Consider the following 20,825-nt stretch of genomic DNA (forward strand, 5'->3'; position numbering starts at 1 on the left):
TTATTCCCCGCAACCGCCGTCTTTATACAGGCAACCGGGATTAACACAACGTTTACATTTACCGTCGCTGATAAAGGTCAGTTGGCTGCATTTCGGGCAGATATTGGCTGATCCAGCGGTACGGAAATTCATACGCCCACCACTCCCACCAGCCCCAGGCAACTTTGTTTTATTCACAATGGTCTCAACCCCGAGTGCAAGAGATTCGTTTACATCAATTTGCTCTTTGAGGGTCCGCGGAGGCATCGCAACGGAAGGGAGCTCCAGCTGGTTATTAAGCGGACGCAGGCAGCGGTCCGGACCCGGGAAGAGGTAATCCATTATTTTCATGATCAAGTCGATGACGCTGGAGCACGAGTTAATCGCGGCACGCCCATCCTCACTGTCATCCTCGACAACGACAAACCCACTGGGCTCGAATGTCATATACCGGAAGTCATGCAAGACATCATCCAGTGCGATCCCATATTGAAGCTGGATCGAGATGGCTTTACAAAAAGCATCCAAGACACCATTCGCATAGGTCCCTTGCTGTCCGATACGTCCAAAAATCTCACCGCACCGCCCATCAGGATAGACCCCGACACTGATATAGCCTTTGTGTGCACCGGCAAGGCTGAATTTAATTGTTTGCCCCATACGACGACCCGGTAATTTGCGGCGGATCGGCCCGGCGAATTTTTGGCGTTCAATATCCAGGATACTCTCGGCGGAAATGAGCAATTGTTTATAAACGGTCTGCGGGTCGTGGCGCCGGCCTTCCGGAGTGTCGACTTGATAAACGCTATTAGCTTTGGATTCCGCACGGAAAAGGGCGATACATTTGATACCCATATTATGGCAGATGATGAAACTGCGTTCGATATCATCAACCGTGGCACTGTTCGGCAAATTGCATGTCTTTGAGCTGGCACCACTGATAAAGGGCTGGACAGCCCCGAGCATCCGCAAGTGGCCTTCGACTGAGATATAACGTTGCCCATCACCATTCGTGGCGGAACAATCGAAAGTGGCCAAGTGCTCGGGGGCGAGCCAAGGCACATCCTCAAGATGGCTCTTTCCATTAAGGACGAGTTTTTGCTCATCAGTGATATCCGGGTCGTAAGGATTCTGGCGGAGTTTCCATGCGACTTTTTTCACATAATCGACGGAATGTGTCTCGCTCATTGGATCATCATTGAGTCCTGAATCACTTTTTAAGAGCAGGCTCTGGAGTGCAATCCTCACTGGGCCGGCGTGGCCGACTTTCGTGGTGGACAAGTGGGCGAGGGCTTCGGTCTCGTCATTAGTACAGGCAGTAAGCAATCCATCGAGCCCGGCACATTCAAAGGCCGCTTCACGGACTTGGAACTCAGAGTAACCAAGCTGGTGAAGTCCTTCAAGGGCCAAGCGGTTAAACATCTTGATATGTCCGCCACCACTTAATTGTTTGAATTTAACCAGTGTATAATCAGGCTCGATCGAGGTGGTCCCTTCATCATAACAACCCAATGGTGCCGAGATGGTCCCTGTCGGGGCCATGACCGTAGTAAAGCTATTACGGAAGACCTGTCCGGGCACACAGACCTCGCGCCAAGTTTGGTGCGCCATGTCACGGACGGTAGAGAATCCTGCGATCAGGGACTGGTTGATTTTCGACGGATCCACAAAAACGCGGCGGAAGGCATTTAATGCATCTAACCCATTTAACCCTTGCACCGTCGGGAGAAGGGCTTGGGAACGGTTATACAAATCGTGGATCTTGGCATTCAAGAAATCATCTTCTTTACCCGGCAGGTCGGTAGATAATTCCTGAACGACACGATGGAGGTTAAGGACTTGGCGCAGGCTGCCTTGTGTCTCGTCAAAGGCGATGTAGCCACCGAGTTCAGCACCGAGCTCGGCACTGACTTTAAAGCTTGTTGACGTCAGGAGGCTGGTGAGCTGCGAACAAATCCAACGCCCCTCATCACTATCATAAGGAATCCCCATGGCCATGAGGAGTCCCCCGGTATTAGCAAATCCAAGACCCGTCGTGCGGTAATGGCGTGTGCCCACAGCGATTTCAGGAATCGGGAATCCGCCACACTGGATATTCAAGTCCGCACAAATCATCGCCAACCGAGAAGCGTGGGCGAGACCTTTGGCATCAAAGGTATGGGTATCCATATCGATGAAACGGAAAACATTAAAGCTCGCCAGGTTACAGGAGGTATTATTGAGATGGAGATATTCGGAGCAAGGATTGCTTGTGGTAATGTCCCCGTGTTCCTTGACTGGGTTCCAGAGATTGATCCAGTCATTATTATGCTGTCCGGGCTCCCCGTTACCCCAGACATTTTCGGCCATTTCACGGAGCAATTTGCGCGCAGGGAATGTCTCGTGGATATGGTCGGGTTTGCTCACCCAGCGGGTGTGGTAATTCTCATCCGCGTAAAAGGCGCGCCAGAAATCCCCTTTCAAGGAAACGGAGTGATTGGCATTTTGATGGGCAAGGGTCTCACCATACAATAAACCGTCCATGTGTTTGGAATACTCGATTTGATTGGTCACCGGCACGGCGGCAAGCATTTTATCCACGAGTTTCGAGGCGGCACTATGATCACGGTTCTGCGCGGCTAGTTTACGCAGCCCGACAGTGACATTATGTTCACGCAAGACGATTTTAGCAAATTCCTCCTGGTCATTTTTCACACGGATAAAACGAAAAATATCAGGATGATCACCGAAAAGAAGGACCATGCGGGCGGCACGGCGTGTTTTCCCACCGCTTTTGATGGCTCCAGCCATACGATCCCAGCCTTTATCAAATGAAACTGGACCGGAGGAATGCCCTTTGCCAGTGATGGGCTCGACAGAACTGCGCAAGGTGGAGACATTCACCCCGATACCTGAACCGGAGGCAAATACGCGACCTTCAGTCTTCAAATGCTCAAGGATACTTTCCATATTGTCTTTGACTTCTAACAAGAAACAGGCACTGCATTGTGGGTGCGCCATGGTATTGGTCTCGGCAGCAGAGATCTCGACTTTTCCTCCAACGGGACGTTCAACCGAAAAGTAAGCCTTGGCTCCCCTTTGGGCTTTTTCACGAAGGTCTGCACGACCCCAACGCCATTGCTCGTAATGACCGATATTGAACCATACCGGGGAGTTTGGAGCCCAAATTTGTTTTACCAACATCGCTTTGAGTTCATCATTAAAAATCTCGGCATCCTTCAAAGTCGCCAAATACCCTTCACTCCATGCCCACACGGTATACGTATTGGCGATCCGGTCAAAAGGTTGGCGAAGGCTTTCCTCATATTCCGCTGTGCCGGGCTTACTTCCATAAAGATATTTATCCGATGTGATCAAAACTGCATTTTGGTCCCAATGGGCGGGACATTCCACATTATCGCGTTTAAAACGCACTTTACCGGTCTCAAAATCCTTAATCTCCAGGTTTGTTTTCCTCCATTGGATAGCAAGATAAGGATGGAGTTCATTATTACTGAAATAACGGCCAATATTAAGTCCTCCGCCTACTTTTTTGCGGGGAGGCAATAATATCTTCTGTCCATCTCTTAAAAGCAACTCAGCCTCGACGCTTTTTACGGAAGGCTCATCTTGTTTTGATTCGGTGGGTTCTATAACCTCTGATTCTTTGGAAGAGGCCTGTTTTTTGGTTCCTTTTGCAGGAGTATCAAGAGTTGCTGGAGGGACGGACATTTTATTTCTACCTCTGTTTTAATGTTTAACGATTGTTTTTATGTCTCTAGACTTTTTAAAGTTTTAAAATTAAAAATTGACGTTTGGTTTTTATGTGTTTTTCGTAAAAAATACCCTGCTAATTGTGTCTGCAGGGATAACGACCTACTATATATAGAAGTCGTACCGACTTATGCAAGTGGTTTTTTTCTAATTTTTTAAGCCTCTTTGCCACCTAAAAACAGAGGGTTTCTCTTAATACCAAAAGAAAAGACCTCCCTTAAATTCTTAAAATAGTGAGGGCAGGGTGTGTTCCTTTGATGATATTACAAAATAAAATCGCAGGATTCAAAAAAATTTGTCATACTAAACCATTCCTTGATGATATCTATGATTTTTCTAGCCTATTATATTCACGATTTAAATCCTGTGATTTTCCATATCTATGGTCCTGCGGCAGTTCGTTGGTATGGATTGGCCTATCTGAGTGGATTTATCACTGCATTTTTCCTCCTTAAATACCTCATCCGGAAAAATAAGCTTCACATGCCAGAGAAAATCCTAGCAGATTTCATCATGTGGGCCGCCTTTTTAGGAGTCATGGCGGGGGGCCGGATCGGTTATATTCTGCTTTATGATTTTAATTATTTTATCCATCACCCGGTGATGCTTTTAGAGATATGGCATGGGGGAATGTCCAGTCACGGGGGGATGGCGGGAGTGATCCTGGTGATGATCTGGTTTGCGCGTAAACACAAGTTATCCTTTTGGAATATTGCCGATAATATGGCCTGTGTTGTCCCTGTGGGGTTATTTTTCGGAAGACTGGCGAATTTTATTAACGGTGAGCTTTACGGCAAAATCACTAATATCCCTTGGGCGGTCATTTTCAAGGATGCCAACGGGTCTTTGACCGATCCACGCCATCCCTCGCAACTCTATGAAGCGGCAGGTGAAGGCCTGCTTCTTTTTACCATCCTTTGGCTTTTACGATTCACCAAATATTCAATTCCTGATGGACGTTTAAGTGGTTTTTTCCTGGTTGCTTACGGTGTCATCCGTATTTTTGTCGAGATTTTCAGGGAGCCGGATGCCGATTTAATCCTTGGATTGAGCCGCGGCCAATTCTATTCTCTTTTCTGCGTTCTAGCAGGATTGGGCATTCTATTACTCCGTCGCCCCAAAAGAAGCTAAAAAACATTCGCAAAAAGGGATTGCCTGCCTGTTGACAACTGATAGCCTAAGGTCGATATGAAATTCATCGCATTAACAGTTGTTGCCTCTTTGGCAGTATTATTCGTCGGTTGCTCTTCCACACCGAAAACAACCTCGAGTAATAACACAGTCGTTCACGAAATGAGCGGCTCGAAATAGTCAGTCTTTTTCTTGATTTTTTAATTAAGGAAGAAACCAATCTCAAAGCTTACCATAGTAATCTTATGGTAAGCTTTTTTTATTCCCCTATCACATCCAAGAGCATGATCCCATCCCTGGATCTACCGGAATAGCCCCTAAAATCTTGATAAGGTAAAAGAGTAAATGATAGGCAGAGAAATCAATGAGAACAAGGTGGTAACCAATACCAATGCCGATGCGAGCGGGGCATCACACCCGTATTTACGCGCAAAAACTACCATAAAAAGGGAAGAAGGCATAGCCGCTACCATCACTAAAACACCGCACCACATGGGATCAACCGCCAAAAACATCCCTGTCTGACGTATGAACAAGGGCTGGAGAAGCACTTTGATCAAGACAACAACAATGGCCGCACCTGCGATGATTTTCCTATTCACTGGAGAAAAGACAAATCCTGCAAGCATAGCAGCAGCAATCGCTGTAATGACCGTCCAGAATAGATAGAAACAATTAATCATTCCTGAAACCGGCACTATTTTTTGTGGTAAACCGGCTAATTGGGCCAGTCCACCCAGAAGGAATGCGAGAAAGATGGGGGAATAAAGGAATTTGAGGAGTTCATTAAAAACAACTTTTTTACCTTGTTTCTGGTTTCCAAAAACAATCGCAACGGGAATACTTAACACCAGAACCACAATAGAAATACCCAACCCCATACTGATAATCGCCTCCGTAAAGGCACTCCATTGCCCTGAGTAAAGACTTGAGACAAGAGCGAATCCAGTAATCGAGGCCGCCCCACCCCCGGAACACAGAATCAGGGACCCCGTGCTGGCAGCATTGAGTTTTAACACTTTTTCCGCCACCAGATAAGCAATCATCCCCCCGAAAATGGCGGTGGCATAAACCAAAAGAGGGGCAAACATAAGATTCAAGATCACCGGCGAAATCAATAAACCCAGAAAGACAGATACAGGAAGAGCCACTTTCATGAGTATGTCCGTCAAACATTTCTCATTGTCCTGTGATATCAGAGATTTCTTTTTTAAATAAAAAGCTAAACCGTAGAGGCCGAGTAATACAATTTCGGTTTTAAAAACACTCCAGATCGTATCCATGCCCATAATTTGACAAATTTCTCCGGACAAACCAAGATTAAAATGGATAAGCGATAAAACTCATTATTCAGTTTCCCTCGGCTGAGTAGAAAGCCCTTGACGGGGCAAGAAATTGCAGGTGTATTCAATCGTCTAAATTTCAGCGAGAGGAGATTCCATGAGCAAAATCGCAAAACTTGAATACGATGGCAAAATTCAAGAATTATCAGTGATCGAAGGTACCGAGAAAGAGCTCGGGGTCGATGTTAGCCAACTCCGCGCCCAAACAGGACTGGTTTGTCTGGACGAAGGGTTTGGTAACACAGCCTCTTGTAAGAGTGAAATCACCTTTATTGATGGTGACAAGGGGATTTTACGATACAGAGGCATTCCCATCGAGGAAATGGCTGAAAATTCCTCATTTATTGAAACTGCCTACCTCTTAATCTGGGGCCATCTCCCTTCACGTGAGGAATTACGCGGCTTTTCAAACCACCTCATGGATGAGTCAATGATCCATGAAAATATGAAATTTCTTTTCGAGGGATTCCCCTCCACAGCTCATCCCATGGCCATCCTTTCAGCGATGATTAATGCCATGGGCTGCTTTGAACCGGTCGGTGAAGTCCTTGACGCCAAACAATTTGAACGTGCCACAGCCGCCCTTTTGGCAAAAGTCTGTACAATTGCCGCGTGCTCCTACCGAAAATCCCGAGGACTACCCTTTAATTATCCAAATCCGGCATTCAAGTACGCGGCCAATTTCCTGCATATGATGTTTTCCATGCCCCACAAGGAATACGTTCCTGAGCCCGAAGCCGCCCATGCACTGGACATGCTCCTTTTACTGCATGCCGACCACGAGCAAAATTGCTCCACATCCACAGTCCGGATGGTGGCCTCCAGCCGTGCCAATATCTATGCCAGTACAGCCGCCGGGGTTTGCGCCCTCTGGGGTTCCCGTCATGGCGGAGCTAACCAAGCTGTCTTGGAAATGCTCGAGCAAATCCACAAGGAAGGTGATGACGGCTCGAAGTTTATTAATGCCGCAAAAGATAAAAATAGCGGCCGCCGTTTAATGGGTTTTGGCCACCGGGTTTACCGGAATTACGATCCCCGCGCCAAAATCATTAAAAGAGCTTGCGATAATTTACTCAAAAAGATGGGAATCTCTGATCCCCTTTTGGACATTGCCCGCAAGCTTGAAGAAGTCGCCATTCATGATCCCTACTTTGTTGAGCGGAAACTTTATCCTAATGTCGATTTCTACAGCGGGATTATCCTCCGAGCCCTCGGGATTCCCACCCAAATGTTTACGGTTATGTTCTCCATCGGGCGCATGCCTGGTTGGATCGCCCAATACAAGGAAATCTCTGACGACCTGAGCAACCGGATCGCACGGCCGAGACAGATTTACATCGGCAAGGAGCTGAACCATTTCCTGCCAATAGAAGAACGGGGTTAATCCCCCCCCTCGATGGTTATTCCATTTTGACCGGCACTCCCGGTAACGGGAATTATTTTCTTTTTGACACAGGATACCTATGCCCGATATCAGTGAATACGTTGTCAAATACGACGCCCAGAAATGTTTGATCGAATCCCAGAGTCGCTTTCTTTTAGACTGCTACAAAAAGCTCACGGGGCATCACTTGATCGAGATTGAAGAAACTGCGAGTCCTACACAAATTGCCCAGGCTGTTTTTTTCGCTCCATTTGCGATCCTGTCCGGGGGTAATGAATCAGATCAAATACTTAATTACGCGAATCTCAAAGCCTTGCAGCTTTGGGAAATGGAATGGACGGAGATTACCCGTACCCCCTCCCGACTGACGGCTGAACCCCTCCATCGAGATGAAAGGGCCCGATTTTTAGAAAAAGTTCGAGTCGAAGGTTATATCAGCGACTACCAAGGCATCCGCATTTCAAAAAACAAACGCCGGTTCAGGATTGAAGAGGCCACAGTGTGGAATCTTGTGTGCCCCGATGATGGAGAATTCCTCGGCCAAGCGGCAACATTTTCACGATACACTTACCTGTGATTTATGTCTCATTTTCGGTTTTTAATCCCGCCTTCTTTGCTGGCGGTGGTTTTTGAATTCCGTAGAAAAAATATTATTTTCGGGTTAGCGCAGGCATCAAAACTGCTTTATACTACAATCATGGGACAACTGACAAAATCCAATCTCTCGACATTATTGAGGGACGAAGACCCGGCAATCGTCACCTTAATGCGCCAGCAGCTCTATGAACTAGGGACAAACGACATTGAGTCTCTGGAGAAACTCCTCCACTGTGATGATGCTGTGGTATCCCGTCATATCCAAGAGGTGCTCGACGAGGTATTAATCGAGCAAAACGAACAGGATTTCCTCCTGTATTGTCATTCATTCAGCGAAGACGGCGACATGGAGGAGGCCGCTTGGCGCTTGGCCGCAGTCTGTTATCCGAGGGTAAATTATGAAGCCGGGAAAAGGACATTGGATGAGTGGGCCGAGAAGTTACGCTTGCGCCTGACGAACCCGGACAATGCGATTAAAGGCATTAATGATATTGCCGCTTTTGTTACTTATGAACTTGGATTCCATCCAAACGACTCGACCTATTACGACACGGAAAATAGTTTTATCAACCGTGTTATTGAGACGAGGACAGGCATCCCCATTACCCTTTCCCTGATCTATCTTTTCCTTGGAAAACGGCTGGACCTGCCTATTCACGGGATCGGCCTGCCCGGACGCTTTATCTGCGCTTGGGATAATGTCCTTTTCGACCCATTCAATAAAGGACAAATCCTCTCCAAGGATGATTGTATCCGGATGCTCGAAGACATGGGTATTTCATTCCAGGAAGGTTTTCTTTCCGTCACCCCTTCAAAGGCCATTCTCATGCGGATGATCCATAACCTCGTCAATATCTACGCCTCCGAGAACAATACTGACATGCAACAAAAAATGATTAATTTCATCGTCGCATTACAGACTTAACTCGACGGCTTCTTCGGTCGAGAGACTCAACTCCGAAGTCGACCGTTTCTTGCAGAAGCAATAGCGGGGAAAATAATAATACGCATTAGCTCGCCTCTGGCAGACATTGCCGAAGACGACGTGTAGGTCACCCATTGAAAACGGTATCCTTTCCATCCCTGGGGAGAAGGAAGTCAAAGTCAGTTGATTCAAGGCTCTTGAAACAGAATAAAAACTTCAGCTAGTGCAAATTGCACCGGCTTTTTTTCTGACGATCACAAAAAGACCCGCTCCATCGAGACAGTTTTCCCAAAAACTTTTTGCCCCCAGGCTGTTTGTACTGTAGTTATAGACAAAACCCCCTTTTATGATTTCTTTTATCCCCCCATCTTTTCAAAACAAATTGTTCCTGATTTTTTCGATTACCCTGCTCTTGAGCCTTCCTGCCCAGGCCATTTGGCCCTTCCCGGATTCTTCTGAAAAGGCGAACCCTCCCAAAAAACAAGCGCCCCCGGCTATTACAGAGTCGATGACACCACTATCCTCCACACCCGAAGGTGGAAAACAACAGTTAGGAACAAGCTTCTCCGGTGTCGTGGATTTAGCGGGTAAAAGTGTGGTCAATATCCAGACGCTCTCAACCGGCAAAAAAAAATCCCCGGTCAAAAAACATCCCTCGTTGGATGACGAGTTTATGAAACGCTTTTTTAACAAGCCAAATAGCCCACTGGACAAACCGGAAGGGCGACGGATCCACAGCCTCGGATCGGGTATTATTGTTTCGCCGGAAGGTTATATCCTGACGAATAATCATGTCATTGACGGGGCCGACGAAATCAAAATCACCCTCAAAGATGATAAGACTGAGTACAAGGCAAAACTCATTGGGACCGATCCAAAGACTGATATTGCCCTCTTGAAAATCGATGCCAAAGACCTTCCTTCCATTGAGTTCGGTAATAGCGACCTCCTCCGAGTCGGTGATATCGTCCTGGCGATCGGAAATCCCTTTGGTTTGGGGCAGACAGTCACCATGGGTATTATTAGTGCTACCGGGCGCAGCGGCATCGGGGTATCCGACCTCGAGAATTTCATCCAGACGGATGCCTCCATCAATCAAGGTAATAGCGGCGGAGCCCTCGTAAATACCTCTGGCGAACTCATCGGGATCAATAATGCCATTTTCAGCCAGAGCGGCGGAAATATCGGGATCGGATTTGCCGTCCCTGTGAATATGGCCAAAAACATCATGGAGCTGCTGATCAAAGACGGTAAAGTCACCCGGGGATACTTAGGAGTCGTCATTCAACCGGTGACACCGAAAATCGCCGAGTTCTTTAAACTCCCTGATAGCACCGGAGCACTGGTGGGGGATGTCACGAGTGGCAGCGGGGCAGAAGCTGCCGGGATTAAACGCGGTGACGTCATTATCGAGCTCGATGGCCGGAAAATAAAAGATTCCAAAGAGTTACAGCTCCTTGTTTCCCAAAATGCCCCCGGGAAAAAAGTCTCGATCAAAGCCATTCGCGACGGCAAACCCCGTATCTTTTCGGTATCACTCAAGATTTTACCCGACAAAAAAACCGACGGATCCGGGATCAATCCGGCTGAAATCCCCAAGAAAAACCTTTTTGAAGGAGTGGAAATCGGAAATATTGACGCCCCACTCCGTACCCAGTTCAATCTCCCGGGTAATTTATCCGGGGCCTTCGTCACCAATGTCGATCCGGAAAGTGCCGCAGCAGAAGCCGGGCTCCATCCCGGGGATATCATCCAAGAGATCAATCGGGTTAAAATCAGTGACGCCACATCCGCTTATCAAGCTAAACAAAATGTCAAAGATAAATCCTCCGTGGTTGTCTTGTGGAACGATGGCACAACCAGATATATCGTCATCGAAGAGTAATTTCCCCACCCGACTCACCTGGATATTAAGGCCCCATCTAATGAGGGCATCCGCTTCGGTCATTAATATTTAAAATTCAGGCTTGGCGAATGGGGCAATTTGCGTGTGAATAATCGGCCTATGTTATCAGCTGGAATCGTTGGTTTGCCGAATGTGGGAAAATCCACATTATTTAATGCCCTCACCCGCTCGCGTAAAGCTGAGTCGGCCAATTACCCTTTTTGCACGATCGACCCGAATGTCGGGGTCGTCACAGTGCCCGATCCCCGTCTGGAGCAACTTGCTAAAATCGAGAACTCTCAAAAGATTGTCCCCGCGGCCATTGAATTTGTCGATATCGCCGGTTTGGTCAAAGGGGCGGCCCAAGGCGAAGGGCTGGGCAACCAATTCCTCGCCGCCATCCGAGAAGTCCATGCCATTACCCAGGTCGTGCGCTGTTTCGATGATGAAAATATCCACCATGTCAACGGTTCTGTCGACCCGGTCCGCGATATCGAGGTGATTAATACCGAGCTCATCCTCTCCGACCTTGCCGGTATCCAAAAGCGGAGGGAAAAAACAATCAAGCTCGCCCGTGGAAATAATAAGGAAGCAATTGCAGAGCTCGCTGTCCTGGAAAAACTTGAGCCTTACCTCGACTCGGGTAAACCCGCCCATACCATCCAGCTCTCCGATGATGAGAAAATCATCATGAAATCATTTTTCCTCCTCAGCGGTAAACCGACCATCTTTGCCTGTAACGTGGCCGAAGGAGACCTCGCAAAGGGAGACGAGAATCCTTACGTCCAGAAAGTCCGTGAATACGTCAAAACCCATCTCGACACGGAAGCCGTCGTCATCAGCGCCCAGATCGAAAGCGAACTCATCGACCTCAGCCCTGAAGAAGCCGCCGCTTACCTCAAAGACCTCGGGGTGGAAGAGTCCGGCGTCGGCGCCTTGATCCGTGCTGCATACAAATTACTCGGCCTCCAGACATACTTCACTCTCGGGCCAAAAGAAACACATGCCTGGACCATCCGCGTCGGGGCTAAAGCACCGGAAGCCGCTGGCGTCATCCATACCGATTTTGAACGTGGCTACATCGCTGCCGAATGCACGGCATGTAGTGATTTGCTCTCACTGGGCTCATTCACCAAGGCCAAGGAAGCCGGCAAACTCCGCCTCGAAGGCAAGGAATACACCGTTAAAGACGGTGATGTCATGGAGTTCCGCTTTAATGTATCCAAATAAAGCATGAGCGAACCGGTTTTCACTGCTTACACTTCCTCGGCACGGGATCGCCTGCTGCCGTTAGTGAAAATGTTTTATGCTCACGAGCAAGTTGTTTTTGATGAGAAAATCATTTTCTCGGTATTAGAGGAATTAGCCGCTCCTCATCCCCCGGGCTTCCTTTATTTTATCGAGCAGGACGGGAAAACAGCCGGATACCTTTTGGTGACATCATGCTTTAGTATGGAGTTTGGGGGCCGCTTTCTTTTACTGGATGAACTCTTCCTTTTGGAAGAATTCCGAGGAAAAGGAGTCGGCAAAAAGGTGGTGCAATTTACAGAAAGTCTCTGTGAAAAAACGGGCTGTTCCCACTTGCGACTCGAAGTCCACCACGCCAATCACCGCGCCCTAGCCACCTATCACAAGGCCGGCTTTTTGAGTCACGGTCGGGATTATCTCACCAAGTCCATCGATTCCGGAAAAAATTAGTCCTCTTTTATCTCTCCTCCCCCGTCAGAGCAATTTGCTCCACCTCTGATTTTTGATGAACTCAATCCGAAAGGAAATTCTGTTTTTATGTCATCACTCGTTTTCCGCCCTGATATGGACGAAGTCCGCCATCGCCTCACCACGTTCTGGAATGGAGGCGACCTCGGACGCCCTGCCATCGCCCTTTGTTCCGCACGGAAAGAACCATGGGAGCAAATTGCTTTTATGGAGAAACCTGACGATTGGCCGACATGGTACTCCACCAAAGACATGGAATACCGGGTATACCAAGGATTCACTGATGCTGCCCGTGCAAATCACCATGCGGAAGCCGTCCCGAATACTGCACCCGATCTCGCCCCAAATTGCCTGGCTCTCTTCCTCGGTTGCCATGGTGTGGAAGGTGATGGCACGGTCTGGTGTGAACCCTGTATGAGTTCACCCGATGAGGCAAAATTCGAATACAATGCCGATAATTTTTATTGGAAATTCTGCCTTGCACTCAATCGCCGCCTCGATCTGGTCGGCAAAGGAAAATTCCTCCAGGCTTTTCCAGACCTCATCGAAGGATTAGACACTCTGGCGGCCATGCGCGGCGCCCAGCCCCTCCTCATGGACATGATTGAAAATCCTGATTGGGTCCATGAATGTCTCCGGAAAATCACTGACCTTTATTTCCGGTATTATGACGTGCTCTATGAAAAGACCAAAGACGAGGTCGGAGGAAGCATTTTCTGGGCTTGGGCTCCTGGGCGGATGGCTAAATTCCAATGCGACTTCTCCGCGATGATCTCGCCACGGATGTTTAAGGAATTTATGCTTCCCATCCTCAATGAAATGTGTGAACGGGTGAGTTACTGCATGTACCACTGGGACGGCCCCCAAGCCCTGCCGCATGCAGACCATATTTTATCCATTAAATCCTTAAAAATGGTGCAGTGGACCCCGGGCGAAGGCAGTGTCGGGCCCACTACCGATAAACAGTGGTGGCCTTACTACCACAAAATCATTGATGCAGGTAAAAGGGTCTATATCCACGTGATGGATGCCAAACAATTGGCCGCAATGAAAATGGAGTTCGGCCCAAAATTCAACAGCTTCTACCTTCATATCTGTGAGCAAATGCCTACGGTAGAAGCTGCTGAAGAATTAATCAAATCCACCCAAGAATGAGGCTAAGATATACCCTGAAGATTGTCCACAGGGTAAACGCGTGCCAATAAAAAACTTTACATTCTGCGCGACCTTTTCGGAAAAACATGTTATAGAATGATGATGAAAACATTCTTTATTCTCGTCGTCATCGCGGCAGGGGTTTATTTCGGTTGGAAATATCTGAATAAAATCGATATCGACGGAAGTACGGCAAAACAGGCACAAGAATTTGACCGCGAGGTAAAAGAACAGGGTCAAGGGAAGAGGGCCATTGAAAACCTGCCTCCCTCGGATAAAACCGCCTCATCTTATGTGGCACCTGTAGCCAGCACGATGGAAAAGCTCAAAGGGGCTAATGCCGCTACAAATGACCGTAATGGCGATGCTCCCTAATCCGTAAAAGTCTCAAAACAATTTGCCTTGAGTACAGGTATGGCGGGTATCCCGATCATCCCCTCATCATCAGGGGGAGGACTACCGATTACGAAGTGCTGCCTTTTTCCGGCGGGCGATGAAAATCCCGTATGCACTCATGGCCATCCCGATAATCATTAAGCCATACGTACTTGGTTCCGGAATGACCGCCAGATAATAATAACCGGCCACAAAGGTCGTCTTCAAATATTGGTCTGCATTTAAGCCCACGGCTTGGAATCCGGAAGTAAAGAATCCCGAACCGTTCTGGTAAGCAGCGAAAATATTATTGGATGAACGAAAGCCACCGTAATAAATATTCGTACTGGTAATCCCACTGGGGGGCGCATCAAAGCTCCATAAAATCGTCCCTGTATTGGTAAAAGTCGTTCCGGCAAATTCGATCCCTTGGAAACCATTGGTATTCGCACTCATTGACCCCCCGTTTTCTTTTTTGAGGTTTATGGTTCCAGCATTAGTAAAGTTCCCATTCACCCGGAAGATATTCCCATTGGTCACATCAGTCGTGTCGATACACAGTGACGTGCCGAAATTTACCGTCATCGCCCCGCTATTGGTCACCATGCCTTTGATGATCATACTGCCTCCCGTCAAACGGGTCTGGGTCGCTGTCACATTCATATTACTGAGGATGGTGTGACCGGGACCGGTTTTTACAAAATTTCCCGTGCCGAGGTTCATATTACTGGCAAAAATCGTATTCCCGAAACCGCCATTGGTCAGGCTTTGATCGGCACTGGTCACTGTCCCTGCAATCGTAAATACATCCCGGTCAGAATTGATGGAAGCTCCGCCGGTACCCACCGTAATATTCCCACTCCAAGTATTTGACCCTTGCAAATTGCGCAAAGCCCCTTCGACCGCCACACCCGTTCCTATAATCGTGAGGTTTTCACGGATATTGATATCCGTATTTCCACGGGCGATTTCCAAGCTTGAACCTGAAGCCACTGTCGTCGCCCCGTTAGTCGCTCCCAGTGAATAGGAATCACTCACACGGAGGACCCCATCCGATAAAGTCGTAACACCCGTATAGGAGTTTGATGCGCCTAATGTCAGTTTTCCGTTCCCCAGTTTTGTCAAAGCACCAGTACCCGTCACATTCCCGTTCATTAATGAACCTAGGGCATTACTGATCGTTAAGACACTTGTGACAGAGCTCAAATTAACCGTTGTGCCCGCATCGGCCAAAATATAACCCAATGTCTCACTACTATTTGAGAGATTTAATGTTCCGGAATTTTCAATATGGACGACGGATGAATCAGAAATTTGGTTATTCGCCAAAAGATTAACGGTTCCTGTCCCGCCTATCCGGAGAAGCCCAGCAGTGGCATTAACTCCAGCCGTTTTATTCAGATTTAAATTTCCTGCTACCACTTCAGTTTCGCCGGTGTAAGTATTTGCTGAAGTACCACTGAACGTCACTGTCCCTGTTCCATTCTTCGTAAAATTACCTAACCCCGTTTGGATGATACCTGAAAAGGTGATATTTCCATTCCCACCCGCCGTTACCGTAGTATTTGTCCCGTTAATATTACCGGAAAGGGTCAGGGTATTGGTATCGGATTGGATACGGGCGTCCCGCGTTAACGTTATATTGTTAGCAATCGTGTTATTACCGGAGATATTCCGGAGTGCCCCATTCTCGTTTTGACCGGTTCCTTCAATCGAGAGATTATAATTGGCGAGTGTAATACCCCCCTGTATTTCTAAACCGGCACCGGTATGAACCGTGACGGCATTCACATTATCACCAAGGGCCTGAGCACTACGGACATTGACTACGCCCTCTTGGATAGATACTGCCCCGTTAAATGTATTAGCCCCGCTCAAAATCAATCTGCCGTCCCCATATTTATAGAAACCCGCTGTCACATTTTCACTAATCACCCCCGAGAGGGTGAGATCTCCAGTCCCTGAAACATCCATAATAGTACTCGCAGAATCCAAACGGATTGTCCCCGAGATCGTTTGATTATTCGTGGACATCTGGATAATGCTGGGCAATGTACCACCGAATCGTAATTGACTGCCACTTCCCACAACAAAGGTTCCTGCATTCGTATTAAAACGAATCACATTTACATTTCTATTTGCATTCACTACCGGGCCATTTGTCCGTACTGTGCCTTCAAAAGATATCCTTGTTGTAGTTGCAGAAGGCGGAGCCACATTTGAAACCCAGTTATTGGCCGTATTTAAATTATTGTCACCCCCGCCCCCGTCCCAGACATTCCAAGTATTCGTCGGACCGGTAAGGAAAGTCCAAGTAGAACCGTAACCGGTAATCGTTTGGTTCGGTGCGGACGTAATGGCTCCACTGCCTTCTCCTGAAAAATACATCAGGTTCATAACAGCATTCGAAACGGAATTCGAGGCACTACTCAGAAAAGCCAAACGATCTCCTGCCGATTGATTACGCACAACTAAAGGTCCACCGGCTGTTCCGGCATTACTAAACATAAAAGAATTTGAGGTGCCTGCCGTTCCGAAATCCAAGAGCCCTTCATTAAAGGATAAGGTCAAGATACGTTCAGAATTTGTCCCAGCCAGGTCAAATTTTCCTCCGATAAGATTCATCGAACTATTATCGGATAACCGGTCACTCGAAGAAATGCGTAATATCCCATCATTAATGGTTGTAGTGCCCGTAAAAGTATTCGAGCCTCCTAATACAACAATTCCATCCCCTTCTTTAGTGATACTGCCTACTCCTCCACCAGTACCATTTTGTAAGACTCCATTAATAATGAAGGGGGAAGCTGTCGCGACCACATCGAGGGTCTGGGTTCTGTCCGTGGCCCCTTCACTCAGGAACATGGCTCCATTCATGACCGTGCTTGCCGTATTGGTCACATAAAGAATCCGGTTAGCCCCGTTATTGGTCATGGCTCCGTTTAAAGTCAGGGCATTTGTGCCCCCGATCCTTAAATCGGCAAGGAGATTAATATTATTCGAGATCGCCCGGGAGCCACTATAAGCGAGAATATTTCCGCCACTCCCCTGAACTGTCAGGGTACTCGTCCCGAGTGCATTACTACTGCCTATCCCTAAAGTCCCTGCGGATAACCTCGTGCCCCCGCTATAAGTATTACTCCCGCTCAAAACAAGTAATCCCGGGCCGGTCTGGGAGACTGATCCATTGTTAGTAATATTCCCGCTGATTTGGGCATTCCCCACGCCCGTACTCTGGAGGGAGAACCCCCCGTTATCCAGTGTGCCACTGAGTACGGTCAAAAAGTTTTCAGCATCAGCGTCCAAAACCATATTTGTGGACATCACGATATTCGCAGAGATATTGTGGGCGGCATCACCTGAATTATTACTGGTGCGGATCTGCAAATCTCCGGGCATCCCCCTGCCATCCATATAAAGTGTCCCATTCGTGATTGTATAAGAATAAGCCCCATCAAATTGAATGGCCCGGTTAGTGACTGTCCCTCCCCCCAGATTTACGAGTTGGTTACTCGCGATATAGGTATCACCAAATAAAATATCCGCTCCGGCAGTCGGTGTCGTGCCGGTTGTATTCGTATTAACCGTATTTGTGATACTGCACAATGTAGGGGTGACCCGTGGGCCTACCCAGTTATTACTCACTGTCCACAGGCCATTGGCTGCGTCATTATCCCACTGGAAAGCCGTTACATTTGTAATCGTGACATTACGCAGATCATGATAATCCACTGAACCACCCGTTCCTCCGAAAAAACCAAAACCTAAAGTGTCCGGGCGCGTATAAGCTGACAAATCCGTCGTGAAAAGGTCAACATAAGTATTTGTCCCATATTTCATGGAAACTGTCAGGATATTATCGCGGGTCAGATAAATTTGAAGGTTCCGGTTATCCACTGCATTGGTGGGCCGGTAAGTTTCAAAATTCAATTGAGTGGTCGCATTCGTATAAAGGTTTGTGGTCCCGGCTAAATATTCATACCCGCTGGTACCACTGCCTGGGCCGCGGACAGCCACGGAGTTTGTATAAATGGTATTAGGCCCAGTAGGCCCAGGGCCTCCAATTCTGCCTTCGGTTGGACTGGAAAAATTTCCCCATGTATCGATACCGATCCCTAAATATCCCCCAGCGAGTCCATCAATTCCGGTTTTTTGGGCATATCCCAGAGAACCCCCACTAGCTCCAATCGCAAAGGGTACTGAACCATCGTAGAGGAAAAAACCAATCCCATCAGCACCAATACCGGAAGCATTTGTATTCCAAATCGCAAAATCAAAGTTGATTTTGATTTCCGTATTCGCAGAGAAAATCGTATCATTATAAACCGCGTATGATGCGATGTTATTGCCTGTGTCCGTAAGCCTTAACCAACCACTCCCGTTAGCATCCCCATTGGTCGCTGTCAAATTAGGTGTGTAACCCACCCCACCCAAAGTCCATCCTGTCACTGTATTACTGGTGAATGATTCACTCACGACTAATGTCTGTGCACGCGCCCCCATCATCGTCACTAGGCCAAAAAGGCATAGTCCCATGAGAAAAGTTTTAGTCGGTGTACAATAATGAAACATGATCTTGATCTTGATATTGGGTAATGTTTTGGGCTTAGGAAAAGGCACATCAAAACTACAAGCCTAATTTGCATCCCCTCCGGATAAATAGCGACATATCTTCGACAAGCGGTAGTAACAAATCGTCAAGCGGTAGTAAACATTTTTATTGAAATTTTAAATTTCCTATTCATTTGGCATTGTAATACTTAAAAGGATTTTTACATAAAATTTTTATTATGGTAATTATTGCTTTTTAATTGCTAATAATTAATTGAATACTACGAAGTCCTATACCCGAAAATAGGGGGAGAATAGACATCAAACTTCGAACTCAGACATCATTCTACGGCCATCACATGGTCTGCTCATGAGAGGGGATAATATCCTGTCATTTATCCATAAGTCATTAGTCTCTAAAGCTCAAAGCCTTGAATGGTCTGGGTGATTTTTTGCCCGATCTCCTTGACTGGGGGGATCAGTTTTTCAAATTTCCCCTTCATTCGCTCTTTTGGGCCAGAGATTCCTACTGCACAAACAATGCGATCCCGAAAATCATAAATAGGGACAGCCATACATAAGACCCCTTGGGAACGCTCTTCCTTATCAGTAGAATATCCCATTTTCCGCACATCCTGCAGGTGGAGGGCTAATTTCCCGATATCAATAATCGTCGTGGGTGTATGAGATACTAACCTCACTCCCTCAAAAAGCATTTCTAAATCTTTGAAGGACATTTGACATAATAAACTTTTCCCCACAGCCGTGGAGTGGAGTTCATCCACATGCCCTAATTGATGGTAGATCGACACCATTTCCGTCGCCGTCTCGGAATCAACAAAAACCGATTGCACTCCACTCCTGACGACCGTGTGTGCTGTCTCCCCGCTGAATCTCACTAATTCACGAAGGAAAGGATTGATCAATTCTGTCAGCTTTAATTGTTTCTCCAAAGCCGTCGCCAGCTTATAAATGCCCAGTCCCAGTGAATAAACCCTTTCATCTTTCTCTTGGGATACAAGACGGTGCTTTATCAGGGTTGAAAGCATCCGGTGAACGGAACTCCGGTCGACTTGCATGAATGCCGCAAGCTCCGCCAAGTTATATTTCCTTTGGGGAGTGTCTGCCATTTTTTGCAAGAGTTTCAATCCCCGGTCGAGGGCTTGGATGACTGTGAAATCGGTTTTAGGCATGATAAAAACAATTAAGGGTTCGAGTCCGTTTTTCTCCAGTGGATTTTTAATCAATCATCTGCATTTTAGATTTGCATTATTGACTCACATTGCGCTATATACAATATTATTGCACGAATAAAAATGGAGAAAATACGATGAGACCCGATTTATTTGAAGGAATGACCATGGTAGACCTCTCTCTACCAATCTATCATGACGCACCTATCTGGAGTGCTGAGCCCCAATGTATCGTCCATGACTGGATCCGGAAAGGCCGTTGTTACGGTCGTCCTGAGCCCCTGAATATGAAATACTTCTGCATGGCTGGACATCAGGGCACTCACACAGACGCTCCTTACCATATGAATAATGAGGGGGTCAAGCTCGACCAGATTCCCCTCTCCCGGTACAAGGGCTGGACACGCGTACTGGATTTTCGTGATAAAAAACTGGGGGATCATTTTACCGCTGAAGACATGGTCAAACATGGGGTGAAAACAGGCGAACGCATTTTGCTCTGCACAGGATGGGATCGTTACTTGAACCCCTTCGATGAAACATATTTTAACCTCGACCACCCCCATTTTTCTGAGGACGGCATCTACTGGCTCTTGGATAATAAAATCGAGCTCGTCGGGATGGACACACCTTCGACAGACCCTTCCCTCGTGGATCATCCAAAGATTTTCGAGCGCCAGGAACATTTCCCGATTCTACTCGAACTCATGACTAACCTCGATAAAGTCGTCGGGAAAGAGGTGTATCTGATGTGTCTGCCTCTTAATGTCCGTGAGGGTGACGGTTCGTGGGTTCGCGCTGTGGCATTCGTTCCGGAAAAATAATTAACCTGATTCAA

The 20,825-nt window shown here is 47.3% G+C and carries 14 protein-coding genes; 10 read left to right on the plus strand and 4 right to left on the minus strand.

Translation table 11 applies throughout. The features are described from left to right. The gene (locus SGI98_09000; GenBank protein MDZ4743538.1) at positions 1-3,690 is read right to left on the minus strand and encodes a ribonucleoside-diphosphate reductase, adenosylcobalamin-dependent; all 3,690 of its coding nucleotides are present in this window, start codon (positions 3,688-3,690) and stop codon (positions 1-3) included. Between the two features lie 360 nt (positions 3,691-4,050). On the opposite strand from SGI98_09000, the gene lgt reads away from it, so the two are divergent. After that, positions 4,051-4,863, plus strand: coding sequence for a prolipoprotein diacylglyceryl transferase (lgt, locus tag SGI98_09005; GenBank protein MDZ4743539.1), 813 nt, complete (start codon positions 4,051-4,053; stop codon positions 4,861-4,863). Between the two features lie 317 nt (positions 4,864-5,180). Here lgt and SGI98_09010 read toward each other — a convergent pair whose 3' ends face one another. Next, a complete protein-coding gene (locus SGI98_09010) occupies positions 5,181-6,146 on the minus strand; it encodes an AEC family transporter (protein MDZ4743540.1) in 966 nt (321 codons plus the stop codon). A 157-nt stretch (positions 6,147-6,303) separates the two neighbouring features. Between SGI98_09010 and SGI98_09015 the strand changes: the two genes are divergently transcribed. From SGI98_09015 to SGI98_09050, 8 genes are all read left to right on the plus strand, one after another. Further along, a complete protein-coding gene (locus SGI98_09015; protein ID MDZ4743541.1) occupies positions 6,304-7,590 on the plus strand; it encodes a citrate synthase in 1,287 nt (428 codons plus the stop codon). 79 nt (positions 7,591-7,669) lie between these two features. Further along, a complete protein-coding gene (locus SGI98_09020) occupies positions 7,670-8,167 on the plus strand; it encodes an MEKHLA domain-containing protein (GenBank protein ID MDZ4743542.1) in 498 nt (165 codons plus the stop codon). Positions 8,168-8,170: 3 nt separating this feature from the next. Further along, on the plus strand, positions 8,171-9,112 hold the full coding sequence (locus tag SGI98_09025) for a transglutaminase-like domain-containing protein (GenBank protein MDZ4743543.1): 942 nt from the start codon (positions 8,171-8,173) through the stop codon (positions 9,110-9,112). A 382-nt stretch (positions 9,113-9,494) separates the two neighbouring features. Beyond that, on the plus strand, positions 9,495-10,997 hold the full coding sequence (locus SGI98_09030) for a DegQ family serine endoprotease (GenBank protein ID MDZ4743544.1): 1,503 nt from the start codon (positions 9,495-9,497) through the stop codon (positions 10,995-10,997). 120 nt (positions 10,998-11,117) lie between these two features. Next, complete coding sequence (gene ychF / locus SGI98_09035; GenBank protein ID MDZ4743545.1) at positions 11,118-12,227, plus strand: redox-regulated ATPase YchF; 1,110 nt, start codon at positions 11,118-11,120, stop codon at positions 12,225-12,227. Between the two features lie 3 nt (positions 12,228-12,230). Then, positions 12,231-12,695 (plus strand): GNAT family N-acetyltransferase, encoded by a 465-nt coding sequence (locus SGI98_09040; protein ID MDZ4743546.1) that lies wholly within the window; start codon positions 12,231-12,233, stop codon positions 12,693-12,695. An 87-nt stretch (positions 12,696-12,782) separates the two neighbouring features. Then, entirely contained in the window at positions 12,783-13,868 is a 1,086-nt protein-coding gene (locus SGI98_09045) for a uroporphyrinogen decarboxylase family protein (GenBank protein MDZ4743547.1), read from the plus strand. Between the two features lie 99 nt (positions 13,869-13,967). Further along, positions 13,968-14,243 carry a hypothetical protein gene (locus tag SGI98_09050; protein ID MDZ4743548.1) on the plus strand — a complete coding sequence of 92 codons (276 nt, stop codon included), beginning with the start codon at positions 13,968-13,970 and terminating at the stop codon, positions 14,241-14,243. Between the two features lie 81 nt (positions 14,244-14,324). Here the strand turns inward: SGI98_09050 and SGI98_09055 are convergent, their stop codons facing one another. Both SGI98_09055 and SGI98_09060 read right to left on the minus strand, forming a co-directional pair. Further along, entirely contained in the window at positions 14,325-18,815 is a 4,491-nt protein-coding gene (locus SGI98_09055) for an autotransporter-associated beta strand repeat-containing protein (protein ID MDZ4743549.1), read from the minus strand. A 395-nt stretch (positions 18,816-19,210) separates the two neighbouring features. Continuing rightward, positions 19,211-20,041 carry an IclR family transcriptional regulator gene (locus SGI98_09060; GenBank protein MDZ4743550.1) on the minus strand — a complete coding sequence of 277 codons (831 nt, stop codon included), beginning with the start codon at positions 20,039-20,041 and terminating at the stop codon, positions 19,211-19,213. An 83-nt stretch (positions 20,042-20,124) separates the two neighbouring features. Between SGI98_09060 and SGI98_09065 the strand changes: the two genes are divergently transcribed. Beyond that, positions 20,125-20,811, plus strand: a complete 687-nt coding sequence (locus SGI98_09065) for a cyclase family protein (protein MDZ4743551.1) — start codon at positions 20,125-20,127, stop codon at positions 20,809-20,811. The last annotated feature ends 14 nt before the right edge of the window (positions 20,812-20,825 follow it).

It is taken from the genome of Verrucomicrobiota bacterium, from assembly GCA_034440155.1.
Taxonomy (GTDB): Bacteria; Verrucomicrobiota; Verrucomicrobiia; order JAWXBN01; family JAWXBN01; genus JAWXBN01.

Coding starts and splice junctions, on each gene's coding strand:
- SGI98_09000 (MDZ4743538.1), bottom strand. CDS start 3,690: ATGTCCGTCCCTCCAGCAACTCTTGATACTCCTGCAAAAGGAACCAAA.
- lgt (MDZ4743539.1), top strand. CDS start 4,051: ATGATATCTATGATTTTTCTAGCCTATTATATTCACGATTTAAATCCT.
- SGI98_09010 (MDZ4743540.1), bottom strand. CDS start 6,146: ATGGATACGATCTGGAGTGTTTTTAAAACCGAAATTGTATTACTCGGC.
- SGI98_09015 (MDZ4743541.1), top strand. CDS start 6,304: ATGAGCAAAATCGCAAAACTTGAATACGATGGCAAAATTCAAGAATTA.
- SGI98_09020 (MDZ4743542.1), top strand. CDS start 7,670: ATGCCCGATATCAGTGAATACGTTGTCAAATACGACGCCCAGAAATGT.
- SGI98_09025 (MDZ4743543.1), top strand. CDS start 8,171: ATGTCTCATTTTCGGTTTTTAATCCCGCCTTCTTTGCTGGCGGTGGTT.
- ychF (MDZ4743545.1), top strand. CDS start 11,118: ATGTTATCAGCTGGAATCGTTGGTTTGCCGAATGTGGGAAAATCCACA.
- SGI98_09040 (MDZ4743546.1), top strand. CDS start 12,231: ATGAGCGAACCGGTTTTCACTGCTTACACTTCCTCGGCACGGGATCGC.
- SGI98_09045 (MDZ4743547.1), top strand. CDS start 12,783: ATGTCATCACTCGTTTTCCGCCCTGATATGGACGAAGTCCGCCATCGC.
- SGI98_09050 (MDZ4743548.1), top strand. CDS start 13,968: ATGATGAAAACATTCTTTATTCTCGTCGTCATCGCGGCAGGGGTTTAT.
- SGI98_09055 (MDZ4743549.1), bottom strand. CDS start 18,815: ATGTTTCATTATTGTACACCGACTAAAACTTTTCTCATGGGACTATGC.
- SGI98_09065 (MDZ4743551.1), top strand. CDS start 20,125: ATGAGACCCGATTTATTTGAAGGAATGACCATGGTAGACCTCTCTCTA.